The sequence below is a fragment of the Vibrio sp. Vb1166 genome (genome assembly GCF_033338695.1).
GTDB classification, from domain to species: domain Bacteria; phylum Pseudomonadota; class Gammaproteobacteria; order Enterobacterales; family Vibrionaceae; genus Vibrio; species Vibrio alginolyticus.
The window spans coordinates 1-15,791 of sequence record NZ_JAWOTE010000016.1; the positions used below are offsets into that span (position 1 = coordinate 1).

Here is a 15,791-nt window from a genome sequence, read left to right on the forward strand (position 1 = left end):
GTCGTGTCGGTAATAATAATGGTCGTGGTCATTACTACTAGGCTGTTAGATGGCATAAATAAATATTCAACGTTAATTGTGTTTGCTTAACTCTACGTTTACCGAGTTTCTGATACATAGTCAACAAAAAATTGTTTGTTTTTCCATCTTTCAGAGAATTCTGCTAAGCAATGTCATTGATATTTATAGTTAATTACACATTATTGATCATTTAAAAATCTACAGTTAGTTTTTGTAAAGGACTTAACCATCATCACCAGTTCGGTTTTTTATCTAATAACTAGTCTGATCTTTGCCATAAAACGTACGATCAAATAATTCGAGAGGGTTGTGACACATAACAACAACTTAACTGTGACTTATGTTCATAGGATCGAATTATTTAGAAAATAGGTGAGCTAGCTTTCATATTCTATGCTTTAATAGTGAGAAGCTTTGGGCGCATACTAATAAAAAAGTTGACACAAGGAGTGGTGAACATGAAAAGAGGGCTTTTTCTGTTGCTGTTTTTTGTGCCTGGTGTTTGTCTAGCAAACGAGCTTCCGCCGCTTCCAGGTAAAACATCCCCTTCTCCTCATAAACTATTCATTTCCAGCGACAGTTATCAGTCTGACAGTTTTGATGTTTGGAATATCGATACGGGTTACGCTTACGAACTTTTTGATTCGGTAGACGTTTATGTCGGTGCGCGAGTCAATAACTCTCCTACCAAAAATCAAAGTGGTTTTTTGAGTGGGATCAGCTATCACTTTAATGATCGTGTCACGCTGAAAAGTACAGTTCGCTCTTACAAGAACGAAACAGCGGAAGGTATTCGCCAAGACGACAGTAGCCTCGCGGCTGAAGTATCAAGTCGCGTAAAAATTACCGATAAACTGGATCTTCACGCGACTCTTGATTACCAAGATTGGCAACAAGGCTTTGAGGTTGGTTTAGGCTTTCGTTTTTAGAAGTCCAGCTTTTGCTTAGAAATCAACACACCGTTCCAGTCCGCGTAAACGTAGTGCTTAGGTTGAACGATTTGGTTTTGCATCGTTAAGGTTACGTTTACCTCTCCTATCCCGCGTTTCTCTGTTTTAAACGGGTTAGTTCCAAGAGCTTGAACGCCAATGTCCATTTGAGATATTTGTGCTACGTCGCGTATTGCACCATAGACAATGATACCTTCCCACCCATTTTCTATTCCGAGTATCGCTAATTGATCGCCGAGTAATGCTCTCTGACACGATCCATGTCCGTCAACAATCAATACTTTACCCGTTCCATCTTCGCCCAGTACTTCACGCACTTTCGAGTTATCGTGATAGCAGCGCACCGTAACGATTTCACCGTAAAAAGCGCTACGTTGACCAAAGTTCTGCAATGGTAAAGTAAGCAAGCTCACTTGGTCTTCAAATTGGTCACAAATATCGGGTGTAATGTCTCTCATATTTCCTCCGTGAATTTTCTCACCCAAGCGGTGCTTCAGTGAGCAGTATCCTTTTCTATACCTTCTATACGAGCCGAGGTTTAATGGAGCCTAACGTATGAAAAACTTTCGGCTGCGAGCACGCAATAAGATAAAGTTGGTCATTAATGACGTAATAAATCGCGTTTTGTTGAAAGTCACTCGCCAATTCAACGGCTACCTCTGGCGACAACTCGACGGCAAAGCTTTCCTCATACCATGTAAAAGCGCTATCACCTACCGTTACAGGCGCGTAATTAACGTGCTGTAGCTGTTTTTCTAACGCGTGATTGTTTATGCTGTTCTCTTCTTTGGACCTCAAGTTACTGTATGGGTTCCAAGCGGTTATCACAGCATAGTTTGAAACACGCCACTCGGCTTCGAATCTGAAAAAAGATTCTGAATAAGCATTCCATAACGATGCGTCTATGTTCTTATTACTTTTTTCTATCATAAGTCTTAAACGATTAATAACAGTTACATTTCATCAATTGATATAAATCAACAAACTGAATGGAATTAACATTTGAGCATTGTTAGCATGCTGTTAACAATATAAAATCCGCTCAATATCTTAGGGTGTTTACGTTTCAGGCCCCACTGAAAGCAGGAAATGAAAGGTAAACAAGCCCTTTAGAATAAACGTCGCCATTGGATACTGGTGAGTTGGCAAAATTCCATGGAGGGCGGATAACTGAAAGAAGTGTTTTTTTGATCAACTTGATTTATTATCAAAATCACATTACCTGTATGTTATATTTTTGCCTAGAATTTATTCTATTAGCACAATTTTGTCACAAATTTAGGTACCGCCAATGCAAACCCCGCAGATTCTTATCGTTGAAGATGAGCAAGTAACTCGTAACACTCTTAAGAGTATTTTTGAAGCAGAGGGATACGCTGTTTTTGAAGCCAGTGACGGTGAAGAGATGCACCAAGTGTTGTCTGATAACTCAGTCAACTTGGTTATTATGGACATTAATCTTCCAGGCAAGAATGGCCTTCTACTAGCGCGTGAATTACGCGAGCAAGCGAACATTGCTTTAATGTTCCTGACAGGCCGTGACAATGAAGTAGACAAGATCCTAGGTCTTGAGATTGGTGCAGATGACTACATCACTAAACCATTCAACCCACGTGAACTAACTATTCGTGCACGTAACCTACTTAGTCGCTCAATGAGCTCTAACGCGGTGCAAGAAGAGAAGCGCTCGGTAGAAAAGTATGAATTCAACGGTTGGGTACTAGACATCAACAGCCGCTCTCTAGTAAGCCCTGCTGGTGATAGCTACAAGCTACCTCGCTCTGAGTTCCGCGCATTACTGCACTTCTGTGAGAACCCGGGTAAGATTCAAACTCGTGCAGATCTTCTTAAGAAGATGACTGGTCGTGAACTTAAGCCACACGACCGTACTGTAGACGTAACGATTCGTCGTATCCGTAAGCACTTTGAGTCTGTTTCAGGTACGCCAGAAATCATCGCCACTATCCACGGCGAAGGTTACCGCTTCTGTGGCGATCTAGAAGACTAGATTTAACCGCTAATATGCAAAGGGCTTGCTCATTGAGCAAGCCCTTTTTGTTTTAGGTCTAACGACTAATGCAACATCATTGCGGTTAATAAACCTTGTTAATCTTCACGTACTTTTCGACTAACCAACGCTGTTTACCCGCATCGTCTAGAAGCACTGCGATATCAACCGATTTTTCTGTGTTCACATCAATGTGAGACGAGAACGCCACCTCCCATCGGCTTTCACTGTGCGTTCGAGTATCTAAAGACGCACTGTCCACCAACCACTCTTTTTGCCCCTGTTTAATAATAAGAGCTTCTGCCGTTAGATTTGCAGGAAGTAACTGATCTCCTTCGAGGTAAAGTGCACCTTGAATACTTTGCTCTTCCACGTCCCCAATATTCGGCATGAGGTTCACCCATAAATTACTTTTGAGCTCAACATTAACCTCATTAATCGTAATCTGACTGTTTTGTTGCCAATTCACATTTGGAACGGAACTACAGCCTGCCATCAATGCCATGGCTAATGCCAATGGTGCGATTCTTTTCATGTTATTTCCTTTGTTCCAACCAACTTTTGAGGACTTGAATATCGTTTTGGTATTCATTTTTGATCTCTTCAACCCAGTCTGAAATGTTTTCCCACCATGCTGGCATATCGGGCGATTGCGCTTTTTGCGCCACACTTTGGATACGTTTCAGGCCAATTGAACCTGCAGCACCTTTGATTTTATGCGCTTCAGAAACAATCCCATCTTGATCTTTCGCTGTCATGTTCGAATCTAAGACATCGATATAGTCTGGCATCATATCTTCAAACATTTTTATGCTGTCGTAGACAGGTTTTGCACCAACAATGTCGACGTAAGACTCTAACATATCCATATCGAGCAAATGTGTCTCAATCACAGGAGAAGGCACTGGCTCTTCCACTGTTTCGGGACCGCTCACCACTTCCTTAGGTTGTTCTAACTGGTGAGCGAAGAATTTATCAATCACTGACTGAATAGCATTCACTGCCAGCGGCTTACTGATCGCATCATCCATGCCGTTATCTAAGTATTCACGACGATCTTTCATTACATTAGCAGTTAAGGCGACCAATGGAGGAAGATTGTTATAATGCTTGCGGTAATAATTGGCGACATCAAAGCCCGTCATATCAGGCAGTTGGATATCCAACAACGCTAAGTCGTATTTTTCTGGCACAAAGTTCACTAACGCTTCTTGGCCCGTCATTGCCACGGTGACAGAGTGCCCTAGGCTCTCTAGTAACGATTTAGCCACAGTTACGTTAAGCTCGATGTCTTCGACCATAAATATGTTGAGGCGCACATTGTCGCGCTTCGCATCAATGACTGGCTCAGCTAGTTCAACAATCGGAACGTGGATCGATACAGTAAAAGTGCTACCAAAGCCTTCCTCACTGGTAACCGTAATGTCACCATCCATCATATTGATCAGTTGCTTAGATACCGCCAAACCAATACCTGTACCGACCGCATGCAGGTTGTCCTTGCCTGATTTCACTTGGTAGTACATCGCAAAGATCTTATCTAGCTCTTCGTCTGGGATACCAATACCTGTGTCTTCCACTTCCATAATAATGGTCGCAAAATCGTCTTCGACATCCGCGCTCACTGTCATCACAACGCCACCTTCCTTGGTGAACTTCATTGCGTTGCTGACCAAGTTCCAAATCACCTGACGTAGACGGGTTGCATCCACTTCAATTGCTTTTGGCAAGTCGCTTAAACGTTCTAAGTCAAAGCGTAACCCTTTTTGTTCCGCCATCAGAGCTGAGATACTCTCAATCTCTGCGACGAAGTCTTCGAAGTTAAGTGGCGCAGGTAATAGTTCTAACTTACGGCGATCAAATTTATCCATATCGATAATATCGTTGAAGATGTTACCTAGAGTAATCGCACTCACATTGATGGTCTGCATGTGTTTACGCTGCTCTTCTGTCAACGGACTATCTAGAAGCATACGACTTAAGCCTACAATGCCATTCAGCGGCGTTCGCAGCTCATGACTGATGGTTGAGATGAAGGTAGTTTTGTCGCGGCTTGCTTTCTCTAACGACTCTTCATGGCGCTTACGTTCAGTGATATCACGACCGAACCCAACGAGACCAAGGTGGCGGCCATCTTTGCTGTAAAATGGCACTTTACGCAGCTCAAAGTAATGCTTGCGACCATCTGGGTATTCGAGCCATTGCTCGTAAGTAATCGCTTGATTATCGGCAAAAACCTTTTGGTCAGTATCAACGATATGCTCGGCGATTTCTTTGCTATACACATCCCAAGGGCTTAATCCGACTAACTGGTGCTCTTTCTTGCCCGTTAGCTCTTCCATCGCGCGGTTACAGCCAGAGAAAACACCATCCGCATTGCGGTAGTAAATTAAGTCTGGTGAGGCATCAATAAATGAACGCAGTAATGCGGTACGTTCTGCCAACTCTAATTGAGTACGTTCGCGTTGGAACACCTCGTTTTCGAGGTCTTGCATCGCCTCTTCACGTGCTTCTTCCGCTTTAATACGCTCTTCAATTTCTTGGTTAAGCTTTTCAATGTTTTGTTGAAGTTGGTAATTCAACTCTTGATCTCGCGAACGCATGTCCTTCAGTTTGGACACCAGCTTAGTTAAACGCTGGCGAGACTCTTCTAGTTGATCGACAACCACAGAGAGGAAGTAAACCGCCCAAGGGGTGATCAATAGACCAAAAAACACCGAACGGACAATGTCGATATCATCTACTCGCCCTTTGAGAGCTAAAGTAATCCCTACCTGCACCACAACAGCTAATGCCACCAGCGCAAGGGCTAGCAAAATAGAGAAGCGAACAATCCCCAGTTTGACTAGCAAGTCGACATAATACTGGGCGAGATTTTTCATGGGTTTCATTAACTACTCCATGGTGGTGGCTAGATAGCGCCATTCGATGATGAAAAACAGGTAAATGCACTCGACCTAACGCAATTTAGGTCTGTTTGATTAGTGAAAAACACACGGTGCGATCTACGCTTGTGACACGAGATAGAAAGATAAACCAACGAGCGCACAGGCTTGTGTAAGTTTAACGTGTTTAATACGGTGATTTAAACAATCAGCTATCAACTTAGAGCAAGCGGTCACAAAGCGTTAGCAAGAACTGGGGTGAATACAGGTGCGATTACGTCCATCAGCTTTAGCTTGGTATAACGCACTGTCAGCCATAGCGATGCCCATTTCGGGTTCATCACCATGCTGAGGAATGTAAGAGACCAGACCGATACTGACGGTAAGGCGTTCAGATGCTTCTGAACTGTCGTGTTCCATATCAAGCTGTAGAATTTTCTCATGAATACGCTGCGCTACGTTGCGCGCACCTTCCGTGGTGGTATTCGGCAATATAAAACCAAACTCCTCGCCACCATAACGCGCAACACAATCCGAAGAACGATTGATGACTTGTGTAAACACGGTAGCGACACTGACTAACGCTTCATCACCTTGTTGGTGACCGTAACAGTCGTTGTAATCTTTGAAAAAGTCGATGTCACATAACATGATGGTGAGCGGCAGCTTTTCTCGAGCGTGGTGGTACCACAATACCTGCAGCTGTTCGTCGAAACGGCGTCGGTTCGATACTTGAGTTAAGCTATCCATAAAGCTCAATTTTTCTAACTCTAGGTTGGCTTTTTCCAACTTTTGTTCTGCAAGATAACGCTCAGAAATATCACGCGCCATAATCAGCACACCATTCGTTCCTGATGCTTTATCTTTAAAAGGCGATTTCACCACATCAAACCACGTACTTTTACCATCACTACTCACGACTTTATCTATGTATCGAACTGGCTCTAACTGGCGTAATGCTTCTAAGTCACTGTCTGCTAAGCGCGCGTACATCTCTTTAGGAATCACGTCTTGGAGGCGCTTACCTATCAAATCAGAAATTTTTGAAATGCCTAACGCCTTAACAAAAGGCTGATTACACGCTTGATAGACCATGTTCTCATTGAAAATACCAATAGAGTCCGGACTGGCATCCAGAATCGTTTGTAAGATAGTATCTCTTTGCGCTAGCGCCACCTCTGTATCTTTGCGACGCTCCATTTCATCTCGCAGATTCTGTTGCATCTTGTGCCATTCAGTCACGTCATGACTAATAGACAGCGTACCGATAAGCTCACCACTCGGCGAAACAAGAGAGTTTTGATTGACTTCCAATAAGCAACTTCGACCTTGTGGATCCGTTGTCCATTTACGTTCGCTTTTTCTGGTCATCTCACCCAAGGTCTTGGATGCGCAAGCTTCTTCCCTTCGCCCTTGCCAGAATTGATCAAATGCTCGATTGGTCGTTAACAGATTGCCTTGGCGGTCTTGGGTACAAATCAGCTCTGAAAGTGAGTCTAATGCCGAACGTGCGATGATTAATTGTGCAAGTTCTTGTTGCTGCTCTTGGTGAGTGGCTTGATATGGCTGAGCATAAAGAATCCAAACTCGATGATTGCGCAATAAACTCTTTCTGCCTGACAGCTCCACTTTAATAGATTCACTATCAGATAGTCGCCAGTCAAAAGCCTGCTGACGAAAATGACGACTAGAGAAGCGATCGAGAAACTGCTCAAGCTCATGAATATCGAATAAAGCAGGATACAAATACCCCGTTCCCAAAGAGCGAATGCCTAATAACTGCATCGCAGCCTGGTTAGATAGCAAGAGCTGAGCATGGCTAGTGTCCACCACTATGACTGGATAGGGAGAATCCGTTACTAGTTGCTTAAGTGACGTCTGAAAGTGCAAATAGATCAGTGCTAACGCGCACACGCCTGCGATTAACAACAAGACGACATAGCCATAACCGCCTTGACCACCCCAAAGCCAATTGAGTAACTGATCCATCGTTTAAACCTTCAAAGAACACTGGTTAAAATATATCAGTTATTTATTGAGCGATCTGCTATTAATTCCGGTTTAGTATAGATAAAGGTATTCCCCGTAAGACTCCCTTGAGCACCATGAGCACTGAGATCTCGACCAATTTCCGTCATCGCTAGCCAACGGTTTTCACACCACAGAGGCGATAATAACGTGGGCCTCCTAGCTGCTGATGAAACGCGATGATAAATCACATCTGGTGGTGTCATACGAATCATTTCACTGGCGATCGCAACATATTCTTCTAATTCAGGGGCTTCTAGCTTTCCAGCACGCCAAGCTTTCGCCATGGTGCTACCTTCGACAATATGCAAGCCATGTAACTTGATGCCATCCGTTCCCACGGTCAACACTTTTTGCAGCGTTTCAATATTTTCGGCGCGGGTTTCTTTGGGTAAACCCACAATTAAGTGAGTACAAACCTTGATTCCAAGTGTTCGCGCACGCTTAGTGATTTCGGCATAACACTCAAAGTCATGACCACGATTGATACGTTTTAGGGTGTCATTGTTGGCGGTTTGAAGACCTAGTTCTAGCCAAATTTCATAACCTTGCTGTACATAGCCCGACAGTAAATCCAATACCGCATCAGGGACGCAATCAGGACGCGTCCCCACACAAAGACCAACCATGTCTGCAGCCTTTAGTGCTTCCTCATACATGTTTTTGAGAACTTGTACTTCTGCATAGGTACTGGTGTAGGCCTGAAAATAAGCGAGATACTTCTTCGCTCTGTGAATTTCACCTGCGCGATCTTTTAACTGTTCGTGAATGCTTTTTATCTGGACTTCTTCATCTGCAAACGAAGCCACATTGCAAAATGTACATCCTCCCCGCCCAATCGTGCCATCGCGGTTAGGGCAACTAAATCCACCGTGCAATGTTAACTTATGAACCTTTTCACCGTATCGACGCTGAAGATCTTGGCCGATTGTATTGACCAACTCATGTAACTGCATAAATTCTCACCAACAATAAATCGTAATCAATCTCACTACGATCTGTGTAAATAAATTACATCCCTGCAAGAAAAAACACACAATATTAATCAATTCAAACACCCATCATGCGGGTCAAAATCAATAAACTTGCATAATTAAAGGCAAAAATCGTTCATGTTGCGTAAATGTTAAACTAAAAATGCATAATTAAACGAAAAAATTGGGTCACAACGCCGAGTTTTTCATTGCATTCTGAAGTGACAAAATTGTAGGATACTTACACAACCCCGTTATTTTTGTGACTTTTATTACAAAGCACACTGCGGGATTTGTCGGTGTTATCCCACTCCTACCTATATAAATCACTAGATAGTGATAATAAATAAAGGGATACCACCAAGGATTGTTTTTCTCGCAAAACTTTTCCTGCGAGATACGGAAAGGAATCAAGACCGGTCAACCTAGATCGGTGGCGATAATAAATATAAAGGACAAGACGTAATCAATAGTCTAGGTAGTATTTGCTGCCCGGTACTTTTGCGTCGACATTGAACTGGAAGGATGTATCTATGGTAGATAGAGAGCAAAATCCACAGGGTCTGTACACTCCGGAACTGGAGCATGACGCTTGTGGTATCGGTTTTGTTGCTCACCTTAAAAACCGTAAATCTCATGAAGTAGTGACTCAAGCATTGGATATGCTGGCTCGCATGGAACACCGTGGTGGTCAAGGTTGTGACCCATGCAGCGGTGACGGTGCGGGTATCTTGTTGCAAAAACCTCATGAATTCCTATTAGAAGAGGCCGTTAAACTAGGCATTAAACTGCCTTCGTTTGAAAAGTATGGCGTTGGTGTCGTTCTTTTCCCAAAAGACGAATACAAACGCGAACAATGCCGTGACATTTTAGAGCGTAATGCCAAACGCTTAGATCTCGAAGTCATCGGCTACCGCGTATTACCAACCGACAACTCCATGATTGGTGCCGATCCTCTAAGCACAGAGCCTCAATTTGAGCACGTGTTTATCTCCGGCGGCCCTGGCATCACGCCTGAAGAGCTAGAACGCAAACTTTACGTACTTCGTAATTACACCGTACGCGTTTGCCTAGAAAGCGTTTCGAACATTGGTGACGACTTCTACATTAACTCCATGTCTTACAAGACATTAGTGTACAAAGGTCAGTTAACGACTGAGCAAGTACCTCAGTACTTCCTCGATCTGCAAAACCCGACCATGGTGACTGCACTGGCACTGGTACACTCTCGTTTCTCTACCAACACCTTCCCGAAATGGCGTCTTGCACAGCCTTTCCGTTACATTGCCCACAACGGCGAAATCAATACAGTTCGCGGTAACTTGAACTGGATGAAAGCCCGTGAAGCAATCCTAGAATCAGACCTGTTCACTCAGGCTGAAATCGACATGCTTCTTCCAATCTGTCAGGAAGGCAGCTCGGATTCATCTAACTTTGACATGGCACTTGAGCTCCTAGTTCTGTCTGGTCGCAGCCTGCCACACGCATTGATGATGATGATTCCTGAAGCATGGCAAGAAAACAAAAACATGGATCCTAAACGTCGCGCGTTCTATCAGTACCATGCGAACATCATGGAACCATGGGATGGCCCGGCTTCCGTATGTTTTACTGATGGTGTTCAAGTTGGTGCGACACTAGACCGTAACGGTTTGCGCCCTTCTCGCTACACAGTGACCAAAGATAACTTCCTAGTGATGGCATCTGAATCTGGTGTTGTGGATATTGAACCAGAGAACGTAGAGTTCCGTGGTCGTCTACAACCGGGTCGTATCTTCGTTGCAGACCTAGAGCAAGGTCGCATCATCTCCGATGAAGAAGTGAAAGACACCATCGCAACGGCACAGCCTTACGAGAAATGGGTAGAAGAAAACCTACTGAGCTTGAAGAAGCTGCCAGATGCGAGCAACCAGTTCAGCCAACCTAAGCCAGAACACCTTCTACACCGCCAACAAGCGTTTGGCGTAAGCACTGAAGAAGTGAACGAAATCATCGTTCCAATGGCGAATGACGCGAAAGAGCCATTATCAGCAATGGGTGCCGACTGGCCTCTTGCGGTTCTATCTCATCAGTCTCAACATCTTTCTAACTACTTCAAGCAGCTGTTCGCACAGGTAACCAACCCACCGATCGACCCGATCCGTGAGCGTATGGTTATGTCGCTGAACACTTACTTGGGTAAAGACCAAAACCTTCTGACTGAAACACCACTTCACTGTCAGAAAGTCGAATTAGAATCGCCGGTTCTGGCGAACTCAGAGCTTGAAAAACTGCGTGCGATCGATAACGAGCACCTACAAGCGAAAACGTTGGATATCGTATTCCAAGCTAGTGAAGATCAAGGCAAACTTGAGCGTGCATTAAAACGTATCTGCCAATACGCAGAAGACGCGGTTATCGATGGTTACTCAATCATCCTACTCACTGACCGCGCAGTGAATTCAAACCACGCGGCGATCCCAGCAATGCTGGCAGTTGGCGCAGTGCACCACCACTTGATCCGTAAAGGTCTACGTGCGAAGTGTGACATCGTGGTTGAAACTGGTGACGCGCGTGAAACGCACCACTTTGCAACGCTACTTGGTTACGGTGCGAATGCGGTTAACCCTTACCTAGTGATTGAAACCATCATTGAACTTCAACGTACGAAGAAGTTGGATCCAGAAGCGAACCCTCGTGATCTGTTCAACAACTACCGTAAAGCGATCAATGGCGGTCTTCTGAAGATCTTCTCGAAGATGGGTATCTCAACGCTACAGTCGTACCATGGTGCGCAAATCTTCGAAGCCTTGGGCATCCATAAATCCGTGGTAGACAAATACTTCACAGGTACAGTTTCTCGTATCCAAGGTCTAACCCTTGATGATATCGCCAAAGAAGTGCTGATCCGTCACCGCATCGGTTACCCACAACGCGAAATCCCAATTCAAATGCTGGATGTTGGTGGTGTTTACCAATGGAAACAGCGTGGTGAGAAGCACCTATTCAACCCAGAAACCATTTCTCTACTGCAAGAGTCTACGCGCAACAAGAACTACGATCAGTTCAAGCAGTACGCGACAGCCGTAGATAAACAAGGTGACAACGCAGTAACTCTGCGTAGCCAGCTAGAATTCATTAAGAACCCAGCAGGTTCTATCTCTATCGACGAAGTCGAACCAATTGAAAGCATCGTGAAACGCTTCGCGACGGGCGCTATGTCATTCGGTTCTATTTCTTACGAAGCACACTCCACACTGGCAGTTGCGATGAACCGTCTTGGCGCGAAATCGAACTCTGGTGAAGGTGGTGAAGACCCAATGCGTTTCGAGCGCAAAGAGAACGGCGATTGGGAACGCTCTGCAATCAAGCAGGTGGCTTCAGGTCGTTTCGGCGTAACCTCTTACTACCTAACTAACGCTGAAGAGCTACAAATCAAAATGGCTCAAGGTGCGAAGCCAGGTGAAGGTGGTCAGCTACCAGGCGATAAAGTAGATGACTGGATCGGTGCAACGCGTCACTCGACTCCGGGCGTTGGCCTTATCTCTCCACCACCACACCACGATATCTACTCAATCGAAGATTTGGCTCAGCTTATCTACGACTTGAAGAACGCGAACCGCGCAGGCCGTGTAAACGTGAAGCTGGTATCAGAAGCAGGCGTAGGTACGATCGCTTCTGGTGTCGCGAAAGCGAAAGCGGACGTTGTACTAATCGCAGGTTTCGACGGCGGTACAGGTGCATCCCCAATGTCTTCAATCCGCCATACAGGTCTTCCTTGGGAACTTGGCTTGGCAGAAACGCACCAAACGCTACTGAAGAACGGTCTACGTAACCGTATCGTGGTTCAAGCGGATGGTCAGATGAAGACACCTCGCGACCTTGCAGTGGCAACACTACTTGGTGCAGAAGAATGGGGCGTAGCAACCGCAGCATTAGTGGTTGAAGGTTGTATCATGATGCGTAAGTGTCATAAGAACACTTGTCCTGTTGGTATCGCGACTCAGAACAAGACGCTTCGCGAGCGCTTTGATGGTCGCGTTGAAGACGTCGTAACCTTCTTCCAATACATGGCACAAGGTCTACGTGAAATCATGGCTGAACTTGGCTTCCGCACTATCGATGAAATGGTCGGTCAAGGTCAGAAGCTGAAGATTCGCCAAGACATTTCTCACTGGAAATACAAGAACCTAGATCTGTCTCCTGTTCTCCACGTTGAGCAACCACGTGAAGCTGATGGTGTATTCAACCAAGCTCAGCAGAATCACAACCTAGAAGAAGTGCTAGACCGTAAGCTGATTAAAGCGGCAATTCCTTCACTAGAGAAAGGCGAAGCGGTGAATGCCGAGTTCCCTATCGTTAACACGGACCGCTCTGCAGGTACCATGCTGTCGAACGAAATCTCGAAAGTGTACAAAGATGCAGGTCTACCTAAGCCAATGAACGTGAAGTTCAAAGGTTCTGCGGGTCAGTCATTCGGTGCATTCCTAGCTAAGGGCGTGAAGTTCGAAGTGGAAGGCGACGCGAACGACTACTGGGGTAAAGGCTTATCTGGCGGTACCTTAGTACTTTATCCAGATGCGAAATCAAGCATTGTCGCGGAAGACAACATCGTGGTTGGTAACGTGTGTTTCTACGGTGCAACTTCGGGTGAGTCTTTCATTCGCGGTATGGCTGGTGAACGTTTCTGTGTTCGTAACTCAGGTGCGAAAGTAGTAGTAGAAGGCGTCGGTGACCACGGTTGTGAATACATGACTGGCGGTGCAGCAATTATCCTTGGTTCAACAGGTCGTAACTTTGCCGCTGGTATGAGTGGCGGCGTGGCTTACGTATGGGATAAATCAGGTGACTTTGAGTCAAAACTGAACCCAGAGCTAGTAGACCTAGACCCAATCGAGCAAGAAGACAGAGATCTATTACTCGACATGCTAACTAAGCATGTTCAATTCACAGGAAGTGAAGTCGCTCAGTCTTTCCTAGACAACTTTGAAGCAAGCCTAGCCTCTATGGTTAAGGTAATGCCGCGTGACTACAAAGCGGTTCTTCAAAAGCGTAAAGCTGAAGCACAGTCTCAAGGAAACGAAACTCAAGTGGAGGCCGTATAATGGGTAAGCCTACTGGATTTTTAGAGCATGGTCGTGAACTACCACAGAAGATCGACCCAGCTGAACGCATCAAGAACAACAAAGAGTTCGTTCTGAACGAGGAGTTTGGTGACAAGATCAATACTCAGGCTTCTCGTTGTATGGATTGTGGTGTGCCGTTTTGTCATAACGGCTGCCCTATCGGTAACATCATCCCAGAGTTTAACGATGCGGTTTATCGTGATAGCTGGGAAGAAGCATGGAACATTCTAAGCTCAACCAATAACTTCCCAGAGTTTACTGGTCGTGTTTGCCCTGCTCCATGTGAAAGTGCTTGTGTTCTTGGTATCAACCAAGACCCAATCACTATCTGTAATATCGAAAAAACTATCGTAGAAACGGCGTATCGTGAAGGGTACGCCAAACCAAAAACGCCACGTTCTCGCACTGGTAAAACGGTGGCGATCATTGGCTCTGGACCTGCTGGTCTTGCGGCTGCTGAGCAGCTAAACAGCGCAGGCCATACCGTGACAGTATTCGAGCGAGACGAGAAAGTGGGCGGTCTGCTACGTTTTGGTATCCCAGACTTTAAACTGCGCATGGAAGTCATTGATCGCAAGATCAATCTAATGGCAGAAGCTGGCATTGAGTTTAAAGTAAACCAACACGTCGGTGTTGATGTAAATGCTCAACAATTGCGTCAAGAGTTCGATGTGGTTCTACTAACCGGTGGCTCAACGGTTCCACGTGATTTGCCCGTTCCGGGTCGTGAACTAAAAGGCGTTCACTTCGCGATGGAGTTCCTAGGTCAAAACAACCGTCGCGCCAATAACATGGACCTGAAAACGGAAGAAATTCACGCTGCGGGTAAACATGTTGTGGTTATCGGTGGTGGTGATACGGGTTCAGACTGTGTGGGAACATCAAACCGTCACGGCGCAGCAAGTGTAACTCAAGTGGAAATCATGCCGATTCCACCAGAAAAGCGTCCTGCTAATATGCCTTGGCCTCAATATCCAATGATCCTGCGTACTTCGACATCTCATGAGGAAGGTGTCGATCGTCACTGGAACATCCTCACCAAAGAGTTCATCGGCAATGACAAAGGTGAAGTTACTGGTCTTCGTTTGGCTGATATCGTTTGGCAAGATGCGAAACCAGGCGAGCGCCCAAGCTTCAAAGAAGTAGAAGGCAGCGAGCGTGTGATTCCATGTGATATGGCATTTCTAGCGATGGGCTTCCTACACCCTGAACCAACAGGCGTACTTGCTCAACTGGATATCGCACTAGACGATCGCGGTAACGTAGCAACTCAAGATTTTGCTACTAACCAAGAAGGCGTATTTGCTGCTGGTGATATGCGAACAGGCCAATCTTTGGTGGTTCGTTGTATCAATGAAGGCCGCGAATGTGCCCGTGCTATCGATGATTATCTAATGGGTGGCACAAACCTAGAAGCAAAAGCAGATTCACTGATGCTTTCTGCTTAACGAAGCAGTCATGCTTCTCTCTTTCAATTGCCTAATAGCCATCAGCAATATCGATGGCTATCGGTGAAGAAAGAAAACAATTCCTTCCAATCTTTCTATTTTGACCAGCATTTTATGCTGGTCTTTTTTATCTCCCACAGAATCAAATGTTACTTTTTTGTAACAATCAATTTTCTATCTATTTGAAATTATTAAACTATTTTAGCTTATTAAATGGTAAATCGTATATTCACGTGATGATCCACTAATAACTTGACCTTTTTTACAATAAGCTATAGCTTGTGAAGTTGATGAAAATAAAACACTCAAAAAATGTTAAATATTTCACAACTTTTACTGAATAATTATACATAAAGCTATAAAGATGACGCA

The 15,791-nt window shown here is 44.9% G+C and carries 10 protein-coding genes; 4 read left to right on the forward strand and 6 right to left on the reverse strand.

Annotation, left to right across the window (positions count from 1 at the left end; genetic code table 11):
* The first annotated feature begins 479 nt into the window (after nt 1–479).
* On the forward strand, nt 480–950 hold the full coding sequence (locus tag R7E51_RS15870; RefSeq protein WP_005381821.1) for a hypothetical protein: 471 nt from the start codon (nt 480–482) through the stop codon (nt 948–950).
* On the opposite strand, the gene R7E51_RS15875 is transcribed toward R7E51_RS15870, so the two are convergent.
* Both R7E51_RS15875 and R7E51_RS15880 read right to left on the reverse strand, forming a co-directional pair.
* The gene (locus R7E51_RS15875; protein ID WP_005381822.1) at nt 947–1,429 is read right to left on the reverse strand and encodes a putative 4-hydroxy-4-methyl-2-oxoglutarate aldolase; all 483 of its coding nucleotides are present in this window, start codon (nt 1,427–1,429) and stop codon (nt 947–949) included. The genes R7E51_RS15870 and R7E51_RS15875 overlap by 4 nt on opposite strands.
* A 64-nt stretch (nt 1,430–1,493) precedes the next feature.
* The gene (locus R7E51_RS15880; protein WP_005381823.1) at nt 1,494–1,901 is read right to left on the reverse strand and encodes a DUF3293 domain-containing protein; all 408 of its coding nucleotides are present in this window, start codon (nt 1,899–1,901) and stop codon (nt 1,494–1,496) included.
* 361 nt (nt 1,902–2,262) lie between these two features.
* Here R7E51_RS15880 and arcA point away from each other — a divergent pair, with 361 nt between their 5' ends.
* Nucleotides 2,263–2,979, forward strand: coding sequence for a two-component system response regulator ArcA (arcA, locus tag R7E51_RS15885; RefSeq protein ID WP_005381824.1), 717 nt, complete (start codon nt 2,263–2,265; stop codon nt 2,977–2,979).
* Nucleotides 2,980–3,064: 85 nt separating this feature from the next.
* Here the strand turns inward: arcA and R7E51_RS15890 are convergent, their stop codons facing one another.
* The 4 genes from R7E51_RS15890 to R7E51_RS15905 all read right to left on the reverse strand — a co-directional run bounded on the left by R7E51_RS15890 (nt 3,065) and on the right by R7E51_RS15905 (nt 8,848).
* On the reverse strand, nt 3,065–3,514 hold the full coding sequence (locus R7E51_RS15890) for a hypothetical protein (protein ID WP_005381825.1): 450 nt from the start codon (nt 3,512–3,514) through the stop codon (nt 3,065–3,067).
* A 1-nt stretch (nt 3,515) separates the two neighbouring features.
* Nucleotides 3,516–5,870 carry an aerobic respiration two-component sensor histidine kinase ArcB gene (arcB, locus tag R7E51_RS15895; protein WP_005381826.1) on the reverse strand — a complete coding sequence of 785 codons (2,355 nt, stop codon included), beginning with the start codon at nt 5,868–5,870 and terminating at the stop codon, nt 3,516–3,518.
* Nucleotides 5,871–6,107: 237 nt separating this feature from the next.
* Complete coding sequence (locus R7E51_RS15900) at nt 6,108–7,853, reverse strand: sensor domain-containing diguanylate cyclase (RefSeq protein ID WP_033906101.1); 1,746 nt, start codon at nt 7,851–7,853, stop codon at nt 6,108–6,110.
* 35 nt (nt 7,854–7,888) lie between these two features.
* Nucleotides 7,889–8,848: a TIGR01212 family radical SAM protein gene (locus R7E51_RS15905; protein ID WP_017821472.1), complete on the reverse strand. Its 960-nt coding sequence runs from the start codon at nt 8,846–8,848 to the stop codon at nt 7,889–7,891.
* Between the two features lie 551 nt (nt 8,849–9,399).
* Between R7E51_RS15905 and gltB the strand changes: the two genes are divergently transcribed.
* Nucleotides 9,400–13,950, forward strand: coding sequence for a glutamate synthase large subunit (gene gltB, locus R7E51_RS15910; protein WP_206949596.1), 4,551 nt, complete (start codon nt 9,400–9,402; stop codon nt 13,948–13,950).
* Nucleotides 13,950–15,419: a glutamate synthase subunit beta gene (locus R7E51_RS15915; protein WP_206958050.1), complete on the forward strand. Its 1,470-nt coding sequence runs from the start codon at nt 13,950–13,952 to the stop codon at nt 15,417–15,419. The genes gltB and R7E51_RS15915 overlap by 1 nt, the downstream gene beginning before the upstream one ends.
* The last annotated feature ends 372 nt before the right edge of the window (nt 15,420–15,791 follow it).

Bases quoted from the DNA above. Each gene is read 5' to 3' on its own strand.
- R7E51_RS15870 (WP_005381821.1), top strand. From the start codon at position 480: ATGAAAAGAGGGCTTTTTCTGTTGCTGTTTTTTGTGCCTGGTGTTTGT.
- R7E51_RS15875 (WP_005381822.1), bottom strand. From the start codon at position 1,429: ATGAGAGACATTACACCCGATATTTGTGACCAATTTGAAGACCAAGTG.
- R7E51_RS15880 (WP_005381823.1), bottom strand. From the start codon at position 1,901: ATGATAGAAAAAAGTAATAAGAACATAGACGCATCGTTATGGAATGCT.
- arcA (WP_005381824.1), top strand. From the start codon at position 2,263: ATGCAAACCCCGCAGATTCTTATCGTTGAAGATGAGCAAGTAACTCGT.
- R7E51_RS15890 (WP_005381825.1), bottom strand. From the start codon at position 3,514: ATGAAAAGAATCGCACCATTGGCATTAGCCATGGCATTGATGGCAGGC.
- arcB (WP_005381826.1), bottom strand. From the start codon at position 5,870: ATGAAACCCATGAAAAATCTCGCCCAGTATTATGTCGACTTGCTAGTC.
- R7E51_RS15900 (WP_033906101.1), bottom strand. From the start codon at position 7,853: ATGGATCAGTTACTCAATTGGCTTTGGGGTGGTCAAGGCGGTTATGGC.
- R7E51_RS15905 (WP_017821472.1), bottom strand. From the start codon at position 8,848: ATGCAGTTACATGAGTTGGTCAATACAATCGGCCAAGATCTTCAGCGT.
- gltB (WP_206949596.1), top strand. From the start codon at position 9,400: ATGGTAGATAGAGAGCAAAATCCACAGGGTCTGTACACTCCGGAACTG.
- R7E51_RS15915 (WP_206958050.1), top strand. From the start codon at position 13,950: ATGGGTAAGCCTACTGGATTTTTAGAGCATGGTCGTGAACTACCACAG.